The sequence below is a fragment of the Aquimarina spinulae genome (genome assembly GCF_943373825.1).
GTDB classification, from domain to species: Bacteria; Bacteroidota; Bacteroidia; order Flavobacteriales; family Flavobacteriaceae; genus Aquimarina; species Aquimarina spinulae.
In genome coordinates this window covers 1,526,393-1,541,543 of sequence record NZ_CALSBP010000002.1, presented here as the reverse complement: position 1 = coordinate 1,541,543, position 15,151 = coordinate 1,526,393, and the positions used below count along the sequence as shown (strand labels likewise).

The 15,151-nt window shown below is 32.3% G+C and carries 12 protein-coding genes; 7 read left to right on the top strand and 5 right to left on the bottom strand.

Going from position 1 to position 15,151, the window contains the following annotated elements:
• Position 1 precedes the first annotated feature (1 nt).
• The 4 genes from NNH57_RS12410 to NNH57_RS12395 all read left to right on the top strand — a co-directional run bounded on the left by NNH57_RS12410 (position 2) and on the right by NNH57_RS12395 (position 4,430).
• A complete protein-coding gene (locus NNH57_RS12410; protein WP_108809109.1) occupies positions 2 to 1,300 on the top strand; it encodes a DUF4374 domain-containing protein in 1,299 nt (432 codons plus the stop codon).
• Between the two features lie 99 nt (positions 1,301 to 1,399).
• On the top strand, positions 1,400 to 2,980 hold the full coding sequence (locus NNH57_RS12405; protein WP_074407459.1) for a thrombospondin type 3 repeat-containing protein: 1,581 nt from the start codon (positions 1,400 to 1,402) through the stop codon (positions 2,978 to 2,980).
• A gap of 58 nt (positions 2,981 to 3,038) precedes the next feature.
• The gene (locus NNH57_RS12400) at positions 3,039 to 3,758 is read left to right on the top strand and encodes a DUF4198 domain-containing protein (RefSeq protein ID WP_074407460.1); all 720 of its coding nucleotides are present in this window, start codon (positions 3,039 to 3,041) and stop codon (positions 3,756 to 3,758) included.
• 18 nt (positions 3,759 to 3,776) lie between these two features.
• Positions 3,777 to 4,430 carry a class I SAM-dependent methyltransferase gene (locus NNH57_RS12395; protein WP_074407461.1) on the top strand — a complete coding sequence of 218 codons (654 nt, stop codon included), beginning with the start codon at positions 3,777 to 3,779 and terminating at the stop codon, positions 4,428 to 4,430.
• A gap of 123 nt (positions 4,431 to 4,553) precedes the next feature.
• Here the strand turns inward: NNH57_RS12395 and NNH57_RS12390 are convergent, their stop codons facing one another.
• Complete coding sequence (locus tag NNH57_RS12390; RefSeq protein ID WP_074407462.1) at positions 4,554 to 5,375, bottom strand: dolichyl-phosphate beta-glucosyltransferase; 822 nt, start codon at positions 5,373 to 5,375, stop codon at positions 4,554 to 4,556.
• A 332-nt stretch (positions 5,376 to 5,707) separates the two neighbouring features.
• On the opposite strand from NNH57_RS12390, the gene NNH57_RS12385 reads away from it, so the two are divergent.
• From NNH57_RS12385 to NNH57_RS12375, 3 genes are read left to right on the top strand one after another with little or no spacing between them, the layout of a single operon-like run.
• Positions 5,708 to 8,797, top strand: coding sequence for a hypothetical protein (locus tag NNH57_RS12385; RefSeq protein ID WP_074407463.1), 3,090 nt, complete (start codon positions 5,708 to 5,710; stop codon positions 8,795 to 8,797).
• Positions 8,797 to 10,032 carry a hypothetical protein gene (locus NNH57_RS12380; protein WP_234423446.1) on the top strand — a complete coding sequence of 412 codons (1,236 nt, stop codon included), beginning with the start codon at positions 8,797 to 8,799 and terminating at the stop codon, positions 10,030 to 10,032. The genes NNH57_RS12385 and NNH57_RS12380 overlap by 1 nt, the downstream gene beginning before the upstream one ends.
• On the top strand, positions 10,032 to 11,576 hold the full coding sequence (locus NNH57_RS12375; protein WP_328515254.1) for a cellulase family glycosylhydrolase: 1,545 nt from the start codon (positions 10,032 to 10,034) through the stop codon (positions 11,574 to 11,576). Before NNH57_RS12380 ends, NNH57_RS12375 begins: the two co-directional genes overlap by 1 nt.
• A 92-nt stretch (positions 11,577 to 11,668) precedes the next feature.
• Here the strand turns inward: NNH57_RS12375 and NNH57_RS12370 are convergent, their stop codons facing one another.
• The 4 genes from NNH57_RS12370 to NNH57_RS12355 all read right to left on the bottom strand — a co-directional run bounded on the left by NNH57_RS12370 (position 11,669) and on the right by NNH57_RS12355 (position 15,147).
• Positions 11,669 to 12,886: a glycosyltransferase gene (locus NNH57_RS12370; protein WP_108809111.1), complete on the bottom strand. Its 1,218-nt coding sequence runs from the start codon at positions 12,884 to 12,886 to the stop codon at positions 11,669 to 11,671.
• Positions 12,887 to 13,159: 273 nt separating this feature from the next.
• Positions 13,160 to 13,459 (bottom strand): hypothetical protein, encoded by a 300-nt coding sequence (locus NNH57_RS12365; protein ID WP_108809112.1) that lies wholly within the window; start codon positions 13,457 to 13,459, stop codon positions 13,160 to 13,162.
• 26 nt (positions 13,460 to 13,485) lie between these two features.
• The gene (locus NNH57_RS12360; RefSeq protein ID WP_024771957.1) at positions 13,486 to 13,782 is read right to left on the bottom strand and encodes an STAS domain-containing protein; all 297 of its coding nucleotides are present in this window, start codon (positions 13,780 to 13,782) and stop codon (positions 13,486 to 13,488) included.
• Between the two features lie 102 nt (positions 13,783 to 13,884).
• Positions 13,885 to 15,147 (bottom strand): oligosaccharide flippase family protein, encoded by a 1,263-nt coding sequence (locus NNH57_RS12355; RefSeq protein ID WP_408608273.1) that lies wholly within the window; start codon positions 15,145 to 15,147, stop codon positions 13,885 to 13,887.
• Between the last annotated feature and the right edge of the window lie 4 nt (positions 15,148 to 15,151).

Below are 15,151 nucleotides of genomic sequence, written 5' to 3'. Positions count from 1 at the left end.
AATGAAAATAATAAATTGTATTAAATATTTGATGCTGCTAGCAGTAGTATCAATACTAACTACTTCTTGTAGTAGTGATGATGATAGAGGGGCTATTGTAGATTCCTCCCAAACTTCTACTTCAAAATATGTAGTAGGATTTGAGGCGTTTCCTGTAGGGGACGCATCTTCGGTAGATTATATTTTAGAACTACCTTCATTAGAGTCCCTTACAACAGGTGAAATTTCTGTAGAGGGACAAGGAATACCACAAAAAGGTTGGAGGTTCTTTCATGGTGTCGAAAATACAGTTTTTACCGTGGGATATGGTGATGATGATAAATGTATAGCTTATGGTTTAGACACGGAAAGTAAATTAGTAGAAAAAGGAAACTTTACTTTTGAATCTACTTTGAATAACTATGCAGCAATAGATGATAATACATTATTGGCTGTAGAATTGACTTTTGGCGGAACATCTCAAGAAGGATCTATACAAGCATTATCTGATAAAAGATTTCATATTATAGATGCTGAAACTGGAAAATTACAGAAAATAGTAGAACATCCAATTGATATTACTGTGGGTGATGGTACTGCTGCTAATCCAGGAACGATTCCGTGGGTTACTGGTATGGTTTTACAAGGTGATAAATTGTTTGTTTCTTATCAAAAACTCTTAGCAGATGGCAGTACAGTAACAGTTGATGTAGGTAGAGCCTATGTTGCTGTTTTTAAATATCCCGAATTCGAATTAGAAAAAATAATCTATGATGATAGAACCAGTCCGATAGGAATTAATGGGCATAGTACAGGGATCGAAAAAACTGAAAATGGGGATATCTATTCAAATTCAAGTTCTGCATTAAGTGCTGGTTTTACTTCTGTAACAAAGCCTTCAGGTATTTTAAGAATTAAAAACGGAACTACAGAATTCGATAAAGATTATTTCTTTGATGTAGAAAATGCGCCGAATGGTGGGAAAATTTTCTGGATGGATTATGTAGGCAATGGTAAAGCTATAGCAAGAATTATTATAGATGACACTATCGGTCCTTGGAAAGCATTTTTAGAAAAAGACGTTTTGAAAATGGTTGTAATTGATTTGGTCAATAAGACAGTAACCGATGTACAAGGAGTGCCAATTCATGGTCAGAGATATACTTCTCCGATGTTTGTAGAAGATGGCAAAGCGTATATAAGTGCTTCTACTGCTACAGAAACACATGTGTATATTGTAGATCCTAAAACTGCAACGGCAACTAAAGGAGCTAAAGTACAAGGAGTATCACTTAAAGGAATTTTCAAAGTAACAAATTAAACTAATACAAAGTTATTTAATAGAATAAAACAAATCTAAAATAAAGAGTGCCTTAATTGCTTAGGTACTCTTTAACAAAACTTTTAAAACCTAAACATTATGAAAAAAATAATATTCTTTCTGCTATTTGTATGTAGTCTTCAATCGAGTTATTCAAATTCAATAAAACTGATTGGTAAAACATATAATACAGAAAACTGTCTAAACAAGGCAAGGGCACTTGTAAAAGTTCTTGTTTCATCCCCAGTTTTTTCAGGTGATAGAAATTATTTTAATATCAAATTTCAACAAAAAGAAAGCGGTTCATTTACTACAATAAGAGAAAAGCGAATTACAAAAAATGATGTAAGAATAGTTGGAAATGAATATCATTATATATTTGATCTATCTTCCATAACTTCGACAACATCAAATGAGTTAAAAGTATTAATAACTTATTACGCTCGAGGGCCTATAGGGGGAATTGAGAGGGAATTGATTAGTTATAGATTTTTAAAATGTAATGACAATATAACTTTAACCAATAAGAATTTAAATAGTGAAGACTGTTTAAATTCTGCAGATGCAAAAATAACATTGTATACTCCTGTAGATAAACCAATAAGTTATGGTAATGATAGGATAATTAAATTTTGGCAGGATAATTCATTAACAGATACTAAGAAAACCAATATCTCTGATTGGACAAAGGTAGACGATAATACCTATGAATATACTTATAGCATTAATTCTTTGTCAGGCTCAATAAATAAAATTACTATAAACGATTATTTTATCGCAGCTGGCGTACATAATAGAGTAAGAGCAAAATTGGAATTCTCTAAATGCCCAGATTCGGATTTAGATGGTGTCTCAGACGCAGATGATAATTGCCCTAATACAGCAAATACTGATCAAGAAGATAAAGATAATGATGGAATTGGTGATGCATGCGATAATCAGGACAACAGAGATTCTGATGGAGATGGGGTACAAAATTATCAAGATAATTGCCCTAACGAACCTGGTCCAGCTTCTAATGATGGTTGTCCTGTAGTAACAGGTAATCCAAATCTTCAATTCGAAGAATTACAAAAATCTGATTTCAAGAGTGATTGTTATGCTCCAGGTAGTGGTTGTGTCGTTGGAGGTCATTATATATATAAAAGCATCTTCAGTAAAGGAATGGACTTTAAAGTAGGGGTTAAAAATATTGGAAATGCACCTTCAGAAACATCCTATGTTCATGTATATTTATGGGCCAATGATGATCCTAATGTAGCTTTCTATAAACCATCAAATAATGTATTTAAGTTAGAACCATTAAACTCTGGACAAAATAGACCTTTTATTTCGTTTTATTTTGATGATAAAGGATCTTATTTTAGCGGAGCATCTCTACCTGCTGGTAATTACACACTTCAGATAAGAATTGAAAAAACTCTTGCAGGAAACTCAGATTATAGCGCTGAAGTTAGTTTGCCCTTCAAAGTAAGAGCAGGAGATCCTCCTTCAAGAGCTTTTAAAGTAAGAAACAATACAAAAAATAGACCTTATCAAATATTGGTATATACGATACAAGGAGTATTAATTACTCAAAAAATGGTAACTGCAAAGGAAGAAGAAGCTTTGGTACAAAACCTTTCAAAAGGATTGTATATTATCAAAAAAGGAGATAAAACTTATAAAATAAGTAAGTAATCATAATTAAAAAACACTCCTAAATGATTTAGGAGTGTTTTTTAAATTAAATCATAAAATGAGAAAAATAACAGGATTAGTAATTATACTACTATTATGTACTACAAAAACTTTTGCACACTTCTTTTGGATAGAAACCAATCCTAATGGAGCTATAAACCAAGAACACGAAATACGTATCTATTTTGGAGAGTTTGCTAGTGGAGTAATAGAAAAAACAGACGGTGAAGTATTTCAAAATGCACAACATTTTACACTTTGGGTTGTGGATCAACAAGGGAATAAGATAAAACTAGAGACCAAAGCAAAATCAGCTTATCATGTAGCTAATTTTATTCCAAAATCAGAAGGGACATACTCCATCGTTTTAGATAATAAGAAATATAAGGTTTTAGATTATACTCAATATGATTATGGTATTTTTAGACCACAATACCATTCGGTTGCTAAGGTAGAAGTAGGAAAAAATACGACACATAAAACGGTTGCCATAAATCCCGAAAGTATAGCGATAGTTGATCTTTCTACAACATCTAAACAGGCTAAGCTTCAAATACTTTTTAAAGACAAACCTCTGGCAGAAGCAGAAGTTACACTATTCATAAAAGACGACTGGTCAAAAAAAGTAAAAACCGATAAGAACGGAATGATAACATTTAGTTTGCCTTTTGAAACCCGATATGTGATTGAAGCAACACACGAAGATAAAAAACCAGGAACATATGATAGTGTAGCATATCAATTTACCTGGCATTGTGCAGTATACACTATCAATTGATTTATATTAGAAAAGGCTATGACCGAAAAAGAATTGAAAACAATAGCATCCCAGTTAAGTTGCCCTAGTGGAGATTCTGGCCTGGAAATAGCAAAAAAAATGAATCAGTCTAACTTAGGGATGATCCTTAATACGATTGAGAGTTTACAACTTGAAAAAGAGAACCATGTTTTAGAATTAGGGCATGGTAATGCCATTCATCTCAATGAAATTCTAAAGCAAGCAAACGGCATATCATATGTTGGTTTAGAAATATCAGAATCAATGAAAATTGAATCTGAGAAGCTTAATAATAACGTTGTGAAAAATAACCAATCTAAATTTTTGCTTTACGATGGGAATACGATTCCTTTTTCAGATCATTTTTTTGATAAAATACTGTCGGTAAACACAATTTACTTTTGGGAAAAACCACTCTTTTTATTAGCAGAAATTTATAGAGTTTTAAAAAAAGACGGAGTGTGTTCTATAGCATTTGCCAATATGAATTTTATGAAAACACTACCTTTTGTAAACTCAAGGTTTGAACTGTATGATGCTAATAAAGTTGAAATTTTAGTAAATAAAATACCGTTCAGATCAATCGAATTTATTGATAAAATAGAAACTGTTGAAAGTAAATCAGGAGATATAGTGAATAGAGAATATACCATTGTAAAATTTACTAAGTAACCTTATTAGTCGATCGATGTAAAATAAAAAAGAGAGAACATACTTTATACAAGTATGTTCTCTTTATTGATAGATATATTTAGGGGCAATTTCGAGTCAAATTTTGTAAGGTAATCTTATACCTTAGGCAGCTAAAGCCGGAGTAGCCATTCCGTATACTTCTATTGTAGGTTCGATAATTTCTTTAGAAAATGAAACCTGTAAAGATTGAAGTACATTATAGTTAAACCATATCGATAATAACCTGTAAGGAATTTCTAACGAATCTTTTAATCCTAACTTAGAATCTTCCATATGAACCCATCTTTTAAGAGGTTGTTCATAAATTTTATTCATAATTTCAGTTTCACCGAAGTGCTTTTTCATTTTTATAAACATTTCTACATCAAATAACCATCTGCTAAAGAAGCTTTTGTTAAAAATCACAGGAACCAGGTCTGCTTTGAACACTTTGGCTCCACATTGTGTATCTTGAATAGATAATCCCAAAATGAATACAATAAGGATATTAATAAGTTTAGAAATCATTGCTCTAAAACCATCTTTTTTGATATCATCTGAAGCGTTTTTAGCTCTAGATCCAAAAACAAAACTTAATCTTTTGTTTGTTTTTAATGTTTTTAAAAGTCCGTTAAAATCTTCAAAATCTGTAGATAAATCAGCATCAATAAAACCAATGAATTCTATATCACCTCTACTGTGTAAGTATCTGGCACCTGCTCTTACTGCTGCCGCTTTTCCAGAATTTTTTTTGATATCAATAACACTTACTTTAAGAGGGTTGTGAGATTGAATCTCCTTTAATACACCTACAGTATTATCTTTACTTCCGTCGTTTACAAAACATAAGTGGAAATCGTCTTCCTTTTGTATAAAGTTTAAAAAAGCAGTTACATTTAATCTGTTTTCTTCGTTATAGCATGGTATGATAATTCCCGTTTTCATAATGGTAGTATTTTGAGGTTTATATTCCAAATGTAGCTACGATATGCGCTGTACGAGAAGGTATTTCGATGAGTAGAATATTGCTGTCGGTGAATGGTTTTTATCGAAAGACATACCTTTCGTCTATAACTATATTAGAATGCTGGGATTCTTGAAAATCAATGTTTTGAGGGGTGTGAGATTACTTTGAGTAGATCGTGAGTTTCTATAGAAGTCTGATTTGTAGTTAACCAGAGTCATAAACTACTAATTTTTAATTTGCATTCTTTTCAGACTTGTTCTAAACCGAAACCTTTATCGTATATTTAAATCGAAAACTACGGCGAGTCTTTATGGATAAAACCACAAATAAGTATTTGATAAGTGCATTACTCATCGGAGTGGTTTTTCATGGTACAACAATTTTTTTTACACTAGAGTCTACATACGATGCATTAATTCATCTGTTTTTTGGGAATCATTACGCCAATAATTGGTTCGAACCCTGGAACTATAGTTGGTATACAGGGTTTACAGTGATGGGATATCCACCATTAGTGCATCAAAGTATTGGATTGTTCTCTTATATTGGTGGGCTTAAATTTGGTTTGTTTACTGTAGCTATTATAGCTATCATTCTTTTTATTACAGGAATATACCGTTTTGCCTTAGTACTTACCTCTAATAGAAAAGTTGCTGGATACACAGCTATACTTGCAGTGTTTTCTTCTGCTTTTATAGAAACACTACATATTTTTGGGCAATTACCCAGTATTATAGGATTGTCTATCCTGTTGCATGCATTACCCGAAATTTATCTATGGCTTAAAATCGGAAAATATAAATATTTATTAAATGCTTTGAGCCTTTTAGCGGTTACAGTGACTTCTCATCATGTAACCCCAATTTTTGGAATGGTATTCTTCATTTTTCCGTTAATAGGTATGGTAATCATGGATGTTTCCAGAGAAAAGGTAGGTTCATATAAAGAAATTAGGTTTTTAATGTTTTTACAAAGCTTTCTTTCACTTTTTAAAAGAATTGTAGGTTTTGGTTTTGGATCGCTACTACTTATCATTGTTTGCATTCTTCCGTATTGGATTAATACTAAAAACAACCCAATTACTCAAGTACCCATACCACATGGATCCAGAGATAATTTTTTAGAGGTCACTTCATCAGGATTAGTGTTCTTTTTGATACCGTGGGGAGTTTTACTATTCTTACTTCCCTATATATGGTATCGATTTTACAGTAAGCGATATTTGTTTTTTGGATTATCGATAACCCTTTTAACGATATTAGGAACAGGAGGGACAACGCCAATCCCCAGAATGATGTTGGGAGACAATGCGTTTAATATCCTTACACTAGACAGGTTTACCCTATGGGCCTCTATTATGGCTTTACCCATGTTTGGCGAATTTGGTTATCGATTTATAGAAGGAGATTTAAAAGAAAAGATTCAGACAAAATACGGAGGTGTATATCATAGAATTCTGGGCGGGTTATTTACTGCAGTTCTTGTTTTTATGACACTTTTTACAATGAGCCTGGGGTATTTTAGACCTTCGCAGCCGCAGAAGATCAAAATGCTGCCCATCTTAAATTTTTTAAGTCAGGATCAACACGATCACTGGAGATACCTTCCTTTGGGGTTTGGAGATCAGATGGCGTGGCTTTCTGCTCAAACTAATGCAATGACAGTTGATGGTAATTATCATTCTGCAAGAAGATTACCAGAGTTAACGACCAGAGCAGTAGAGCGTTTAGAAAATTCAAAATTCAGAGGTGTAGAAGGTATTGGTTCTCTGCAACAATTTCTTACTGTTCCCGAGAAATATAATTTAAAATATGTGTTTTCTAATGATAAGTTTTATGACCCTATTTTGTATTTCTGTGGCTGGCAGAGGCTGCGACAATTAGAAAACGGAATTATGGTTTGGGAAAAGTTAAATGTTCCTCCGCTATCCAGTATTTTGCCTAAAGAGGATGTTCCTATGTTTCAAAAATTAATGTGGGGTTTAATTCCATTATGCACTGTATTACTAGCATTTATTATTAATGTACAGTTGATATGGATACACGCATTAAAATCGAGATACAAAAGTTTTCCTGTATATTTTAAGTTTGGAATACATTACAAAGAATTTCAAAAATCAGTTTTTAAAGCATCTTATCTATGGGGATTCTTAATGTTAATTTTTATAGGATATGGCTTTTATTTGATATATATAAAAAATGTAAAACAAATAAGCCCCGTTAATGTCACAGAAGCATATTATGATGCATTAGATTTTAAAGAATTTGAAAGAGCATATTCTTATCTGGATCCAAGAAGTGATAAGACGATAGATCAATATATGTTAGAGGTTGCCGTAACAGATGGTTTATTGAGTTCATATGCCAAAATGGATGCAATTAATGTAAGTATTACTACTCAGACAGATAGTACTGCCAGAGTTAAAGCGATTACACATTGGATCACTCCATTAGAAAGAATAGATAAAACATTCTATCATGAGTTGGTGAAATATCATAATAAGTGGTATGTAAAACCATTAGCATATGATTTGGATATTCCTCCTGATCAGTTATTTGCAGAAAACATCACTGCTTTTTATAATCATGGAAGACGTAGGGTTAGTTCAGAACAGACGTATCATGAAGATGTTCTTAAACAACCTGTATTAGAGGTACTATCAGCAAAAATTGTTGAATGTAGTGATCAATATAGCCTTATAGGCGAAATACAAAATGTTGATAATATACCAGCCGATGTTGTAATCACTGGTACATTGTATAATGGTAAAGATGAAAAGTTAGCTAGATATAATGCCAAACACCAAATGAAACATAAATTAATGCCTAAGGAAATTACTAGTTTCCGTATTAATTTTGAAGGAATTGCCTGGATAAATAAAGAGGATCATAAACCAAAAACGTTTGATCCCGATCAGTTCACAGCAATGAAATTTGATGAAAAGCCCGCTAAATTTAATTTGCAATGTGCAGGAAATGTAACCACAGTAGATTTATATAAAGGCGTTGCTATAAATGAGCTTTCTATAAAAAATGATCATGTAGAAGGGGTCTTGTTTAACTCAGGACTAGAAGAGGTTACCGTTCCTTTACTATTAGTTTCTTATTACAGTAAAAATCATGAGCTAGTGTGGGTCGATCATCAATATTTACCAGAAGGTATTCGCCCACAACGAAAACAATATTTTGATTATCAGTTATTGGATTTATCTGGCGTACATACTATTAGTAAAGATTTGGAGAACGTTTTTGTAAATGGATTATTAAATACTTTAATTAGTAATAAAGTAGTTCCCAGCAGAAAAGTTGAACACCAATCGGTACAGTTTTTACCAATAGAAGGAAAAGGGTTTAGTTATATTAAGTTTGAAATTAATACCTATATCGGAGCACCAAACTAATGAAGCTAAAAAAGAAACATATCATTTTACTGTTTTTGGGAGTATTAATTTGTGCTATAAGTATAGCTTTTACGACTGTACTAAAAAAACAAGATGAAATTTCGGCAGTGTTATTAACCAAAGAAAGAGTATTTGAAGCAGGAAATCCTATTGTGTTAGATTTTAAGCTTAATATACCTGTTCGAACTCAACTTTTTATACATTCCTCTTTCGGAAGTAGTGTGATCGATCCCGATAAACATGATACTGCTCGTTTTGCCGTTCCAGAGTTTATGGCAAAGAAAAAAGGAGTAGTGTCCTATACCTTACTTGGTGAGTCAGGGAGTTTATATGAAGGCGAATTACGTATTATTTCTAATACCAAAACAAAAGTACATTTAGAATCCTATATAGGGCCTCCTAGTATTATTGCAGGGGGAGAAGATTATACCATGCAAATTGTTGTTCCTACAGATTCTTTTGATAATCCATTGCGCGATAGTACAGCAGTATTAATCAGGCATCAATTTTTAGATATAGAAAAAGAAAGCATATTACAGAGCAAAGATATGATAGGCTGGGAAAACATATTTTCTTATGATCAATCGGGGCGAATATTGTTGTTTTCGAAGGTTGGAGAAACAGTTTCTAAAGAATTTTCTGTTGAGGTATATCCTTCACTACCAGAAAATTTTGAGATTAGAAGTAATCGAAAACATGCATATGCAGACGGTAATCAAATTACCGAGTTTATTACATCTATAATAAAGGATAAATATGGTAATATAGTAAGTGATGGCTCTCTTGTAAAATTTGTAATTAAAGATAAAAAAGGGCTATTATTACATACACAAGGAAGTACAGTTAATGGCCACGCAGTAGGTAAAATTTTACATCCCGATCATAAAGATACGTGGCAGATTAAAGCCTATGTGCCGGGCATGGCAGAGAGCAATACACTAACTATAGCGTATACCCAGGTTTTGGATGATTTTGAAGTGAAATTTGACAACGATAATAGAGAGATTACTATTGGACCCCTGATAAGTTTTATGGAACAATTAATCCCCGACGGTACCATAGTAAAGATGGATATTTTTAAGGATAATCAAAAAATAGATACCAAAGTTAAAACTTCTTCACGTGGGTTGGTTAGATTCCTGTTACAAGAAGGATTTTATACTTCAGGAAATTACAATATGCAGATCAAAGCTTTAGGAATACAAAAAGAATTTAAGAATATAACACTAAAATGATGGGTTGGAATAGAAACATATATAGGTCACTCATCATTATTTCCTTTGTTGGAGTTATTATACTAATGCTTTTTGGTATCAGTCAGACATTATCCTATCTTACTACGGGAGCAGATCGAAGTTCGATGCTACACCTGGCTTTGCATAAAGAACAAGTATATTTACCTAAATTAAAGTGGAAAGATACCATCAATCCCGGGCGACCTATAGAAAAACAAACGCTACAAGACATAGAACAAGATTACCTTAATGCATGGTATATACGTAATACAGCATATCAAACTAATACCCCAAAAGGAATAGACGATTATTATACCAAAAGTGCACGAAAACACATTTTTGCATCACTAATATCAAACAAAGAAAAAAATATTGCTATACATAGCACTACAACTACTCATAATATAGCACTAGATTTTTATAGCGCAGATGGCCAATTAGCAGTTATAACAGATACCGATGTAAAAGAATATCAAAGGGTTTATCGTGATCATGAACTGTTATTAGAAACAAAATTACAATCAGACTATCAAGTATTGTTAATGCTAGAAGATGGTTTTTGGCGAATACGTCATATGGTAAAAGAAAAAAATCATTCACTAGACCCTGTAACACAAATCAATAAGTCGGTTAAAGTTATGGGAAACAAAATATTTGTTGAAGATAAAGAATACCAGATCAAAGGGATTAACTATTATCCTCAGAAAACACCATGGGATATGTTTGGTGATGATTATGATATTAATGTGATTGCTACCGATTTCGATATTATTAAGAATGCAGGCTTAAATACGATACGAATTTTTATACCTTATGAAGCTTTTGGCAAAGCTAAGGTAAAAGCTGAAAAGTTAGAAAAACTTAAACAAGTATTGGATAAGGCAGAAGCCAAAAACCTTAAAGTTATTGTTACATTATTTGATTTTTATGGAGATTACTCTGTATTGGATTGGACATTAACTCATCGCCATGCAGAACAAATTGTAAGTGTTTTTACAAATCATAAGGCTATTCTTACCTGGGATATAAAGAACGAACCTAATCTGGATTTTGATACCAGAGGAAAAGAAAATGTATTGGCCTGGCTAAAAGAAATGACCCACCAGATCAAACAATTCGATCCTAATCATTTGGTAACAATTGGGTGGTCTGATACAGCATCTGCTAGCTTACTACAAAATGAAGTAGATATTGTTTCTTTTCATTATTATCTGGATATCAATACTTTTTCTGAAGCATATACTATAATGAATACCGAAATTAAGAAACCTATAGTATTGCAGGAATTTGGATTATCCTCTAATAGAGGATTTTGGAGCCCTTTTGGTCCTTCAGAAAAAGGACAAGCTAATTATTATAAACAATTTCAAGAGATCATTAAGCAAGATAATATCCATTATCTCTCCTGGACTTTATATGATTTTGATGAGGTGCCTAGTGCCGTGGTAGGTAAATTACCTTGGCGAAAACATAAACAAAAATACTTTGGGTTTATTGATCGCGATGGAAATAAGAAACCTGCCTTTGAGTTTATAAGTAAGTAAAAAACACTTGTAAGAGATACAAGTGTTTTACAGTTATGACAAACCATTAAGTTTGGGGCAATCCTGCCAGTATTATACAGGCAGAAATATTTTTATAAAGAAGCCCCTTTGTATGTCTTTTCAATTTTGCGTGCTTTACTTTTTTTGATAGCATTAAACTGCTCTAAATACATTGCTGTGATTTTACTCATTGGTAGGGCAGTTGCTGCCTTATAATTTGCTTGCCCCAAAGCAGTGCGATATGCAGGGTCCAATACTATTTTTTCTATTGCATCAGCCAAACTGTCTACACTTTCTGGATTAAAGAATTCTCCCTGGTAGCCTTCATCTTTTACTAATAAGCTTAGATCTCCCAAATCTGGCATAACCACTGCTTTACCGTAACTTCCTGCCTGATGTAATACTCCAGAACTACCTGTTGTAGAGGTATAAGGAAATACGACCATTGCACTTTCTGCAAAGATTTGAGGTACATCTACTTCTTCTACATAACCGGTAAAAGTGAGTTGAGGTACATTCACATATTTTTCTTTCATCGATTGCAGATACCCAATAACATTAGGGTTGTCTGTTCCGGCAATTACAATCTCTAAATCAATATTTGTTCTGGATCGTATTTTTTCTACCGCTTCAATCATGATTTCTACTTTTTTGTAGGTGCCGAATTTACCAAAAGTCATAATTTGCAATGGACCTTCGGGAAGCGTGTATTTTGGTTCTTCAGGTATTTCAAAAGTTCCATGAGGAATCTGTACTACATTTTCGGTTTTATATTTTGCTTTTAAAATGTGAACATACTTGTCAATGGTAACGGCAACGATATCGGCAGATAAAATAAACCGGGTGAGTGTTGTTCCAATCCCGTTATAGATTTTTTGTAAAACTTTATTTTTTGTAAACCCAGAGCTTTCAAGATCTACTTGCTCCATAATATTATGTAATAGAACTATTGTGGGGATTTTGTTAAAGACACAACGTTTGGGTAATAATAAACCAAGTGCTGCAGCTATTTTTTTGTCACCAAATTTCATAAACTGAAGATTGAATAATACTGCATCTGGACGCGTTTGTTTAATAGCTTTCATAACAGAGAAGATATTATTATAACTATTAAATTTCCAACATTGTTTAACGACTACATTACATCCTTCTTCTTCAAAAACGGTATCAGCATCTTTAGGAGATACATCGGTTAATAAAACAAGCTCAGATACCTCGGCATGTTGTCTAAAATGTTTTACCAGGTGGTATGCATATTCATTTAAAGTCACCTTACTAGGCGGATACGCCGTTACAATTGCTAATTTCATCTGTTGAATTTTGTATTCTTTTTTAGAAACAGACAGAGACGAATTAAAATCGAGTAGAAATCTTGTTGGTTAACAGGTTTCAAGATTTTAGGACGAATGGGGTACGTCTTTACTTTTTTTAATATAAGAGTATGTTTAAACATGCTCTAATAAACTACAATTTATAATAACCTGACAACAAAAACAACTGAAACGTAAGAAGAATAACTATAATGTTGTCGATTAGAAAGAGTTTTGTATGTGTTACAGATACAAAACTTATATAACTAGAGGTTAGTAATTTTCTCTAAAAATATGATCTGCTTTATTTTTTTTGAAAGCGTTTACTATTACATTATTTTCTTTGCCTAAAACAAAAAGTATTTTACTTCTTCTATTGGCTTTTGCATAGATTTCTTTTAAAACTTTTATTGCTTTTTTGTCGATTTTTTTTACTTTTTTTAAAGACATGACTACTTCTTCATAATGATCTAATAAGTAGTTAAAATGATCTTTCACTAATTCTGTATTATCCAAAGTAAAGTTTCCTACGACTTCAAATGTTCCTGAGGTATTTATTATTTGTAGTTTCATGATATTTTATATTTTGGGGTTATATTTTATACGAAATCACTTCTTAGGATGTAACTTACTTTACCAAAAGCATTACTTACTTTTTTATTTTCTTTTCCAATGATGTAAAAAATCTTGTTGCTTTCCATAGCATTTCTAAATAATTTGGTCAATACTGTAACACCTGAAGCATCAATTTTTTTAACCTTATCAATACACAATATCACTTTATCCGAATTGAATAATAACTTCTCAAAATGATGCTGTAGCGATTTGGTGTTTTCTGCTACAATACTTCCTTTAATTTCAAAAATCCCTTGGTTTTTAGTAATTCTTAAAGCCATAACTTCTTGTTTTATTGGTTATTATTATTTCAAAGATGGATCATTTTTTTTGCATCTCTACGCTAAATCTGTTGAGTTGCAAGTATCCTTCGATGAATTGATTTAATGGTTCGTTGAGCCTTTTTTAGATAACTTCTGATAGCTTACAAAAAAGAAGATTTGAAATACGAGAAGAATAGCCATTGCTATTATTTGCATAATAACAATATCGGATAATGTGTCGTGAAAGAATATGATAAGTACCACTTGCGAAACCCCAAGTAACGCCGATAATACAACGGGTATATATTGATCTAAGGATAAAAAGTAATAGGCAAAAATGTTAGAAATAGCAAAAAGCGAAGTTGCGATTGCATATTTCCACAGTAGTGGTGCAACACTTAAGTATTCTGAGCCAAACATGATATTGATCACGAATTCGGGAAATAAGTAACACCCCAGAACAATTGAAGCCGAAAGCAATGTGATATAGAACACATACTTAAATAAAATAGGAGCATGAGATTCTCCTTCTTTTTGTTTTTCTACTACTTTAGGTAATAGTAACATTACAAACATCCAGGCAACAAAATAAACTACTCTGCCAATCAATGCTAATGACGCATATAGACCAGCCTCATAGGTCTCAAAATAATGCTTAACCATCAGGATGTCACTATTGTTGATTATGATTTGGGTAAACTCATAAAAAGCCGTTAGCAAAAAAAACTTAATGATATATTTAGATTCTGCAGATGGTAGTTTATGCTTTTTTGTGATTTCGATATCTTGAGAACGAAAAGGTAATAATCCAAACAAAAAAGAAATAGCAATACCCAAAGCAACTAAAATAGAAGATTGTAAACCTAAGGTATATATTAAAATAAGAGTAATAACCAATCTGCTTAGCATCTCTCCCTGGTAGGTAATTGCAAGACTATCAAACTTTTTACTGCCCTGAAAAACTCCTCTGTTAACACTCATTATAAAATAAATAGGGACACCAATCCCAAAAATGGTAAACATAGCAGAGGATTGAGTATTAAAAAGTAGCTGAAGTTGTTGGGAGAAAATAACTAAGAGTGCACCAAAGATAACCCCGATACTACTCGAATATTTATAAATAATATTGATAAAACTTTTAAATATAGAATCCTCAAAAAGCACAGAAAACTTGGCGGTTGATAGCTGAAATGTCATGGCTATAAACGATAAAACCAAAAGAAAAGTAATTAATAATGCTGCATCTGCAAATTGTTCGGGACCTAAAATTCTACCTAATATCAAATTATATAGATAGTTTCCTCCATTAACAATGATAACGCTGACCATAAATTTTTGTTCAGCACTTAATTTCTTTAAAGCAGTATTAAGAATCATATTCATAAAG

What these genes read in the sequence shown, in the direction of transcription:
- NNH57_RS12410 (WP_108809109.1), top strand. Translation starts at nt 2, where the DNA reads ATGAAAATAATAAATTGTATTAAATATTTGATGCTGCTAGCAGTAGTA.
- NNH57_RS12405 (WP_074407459.1), top strand. Translation starts at nt 1,400, where the DNA reads ATGAAAAAAATAATATTCTTTCTGCTATTTGTATGTAGTCTTCAATCG.
- NNH57_RS12400 (WP_074407460.1), top strand. Translation starts at nt 3,039, where the DNA reads ATGAGAAAAATAACAGGATTAGTAATTATACTACTATTATGTACTACA.
- NNH57_RS12395 (WP_074407461.1), top strand. Translation starts at nt 3,777, where the DNA reads ATGACCGAAAAAGAATTGAAAACAATAGCATCCCAGTTAAGTTGCCCT.
- NNH57_RS12390 (WP_074407462.1), bottom strand. Translation starts at nt 5,375, where the DNA reads ATGAAAACGGGAATTATCATACCATGCTATAACGAAGAAAACAGATTA.
- NNH57_RS12385 (WP_074407463.1), top strand. Translation starts at nt 5,708, where the DNA reads ATGGATAAAACCACAAATAAGTATTTGATAAGTGCATTACTCATCGGA.
- NNH57_RS12380 (WP_234423446.1), top strand. Translation starts at nt 8,797, where the DNA reads ATGAAGCTAAAAAAGAAACATATCATTTTACTGTTTTTGGGAGTATTA.
- NNH57_RS12375 (WP_328515254.1), top strand. Translation starts at nt 10,032, where the DNA reads ATGGGTTGGAATAGAAACATATATAGGTCACTCATCATTATTTCCTTT.
- NNH57_RS12370 (WP_108809111.1), bottom strand. Translation starts at nt 12,886, where the DNA reads ATGAAATTAGCAATTGTAACGGCGTATCCGCCTAGTAAGGTGACTTTA.
- NNH57_RS12365 (WP_108809112.1), bottom strand. Translation starts at nt 13,459, where the DNA reads ATGAAACTACAAATAATAAATACCTCAGGAACATTTGAAGTCGTAGGA.
- NNH57_RS12360 (WP_024771957.1), bottom strand. Translation starts at nt 13,782, where the DNA reads ATGGCTTTAAGAATTACTAAAAACCAAGGGATTTTTGAAATTAAAGGA.
- NNH57_RS12355 (WP_408608273.1), bottom strand. Translation starts at nt 15,147, where the DNA reads ATGAATATGATTCTTAATACTGCTTTAAAGAAATTAAGTGCTGAACAA.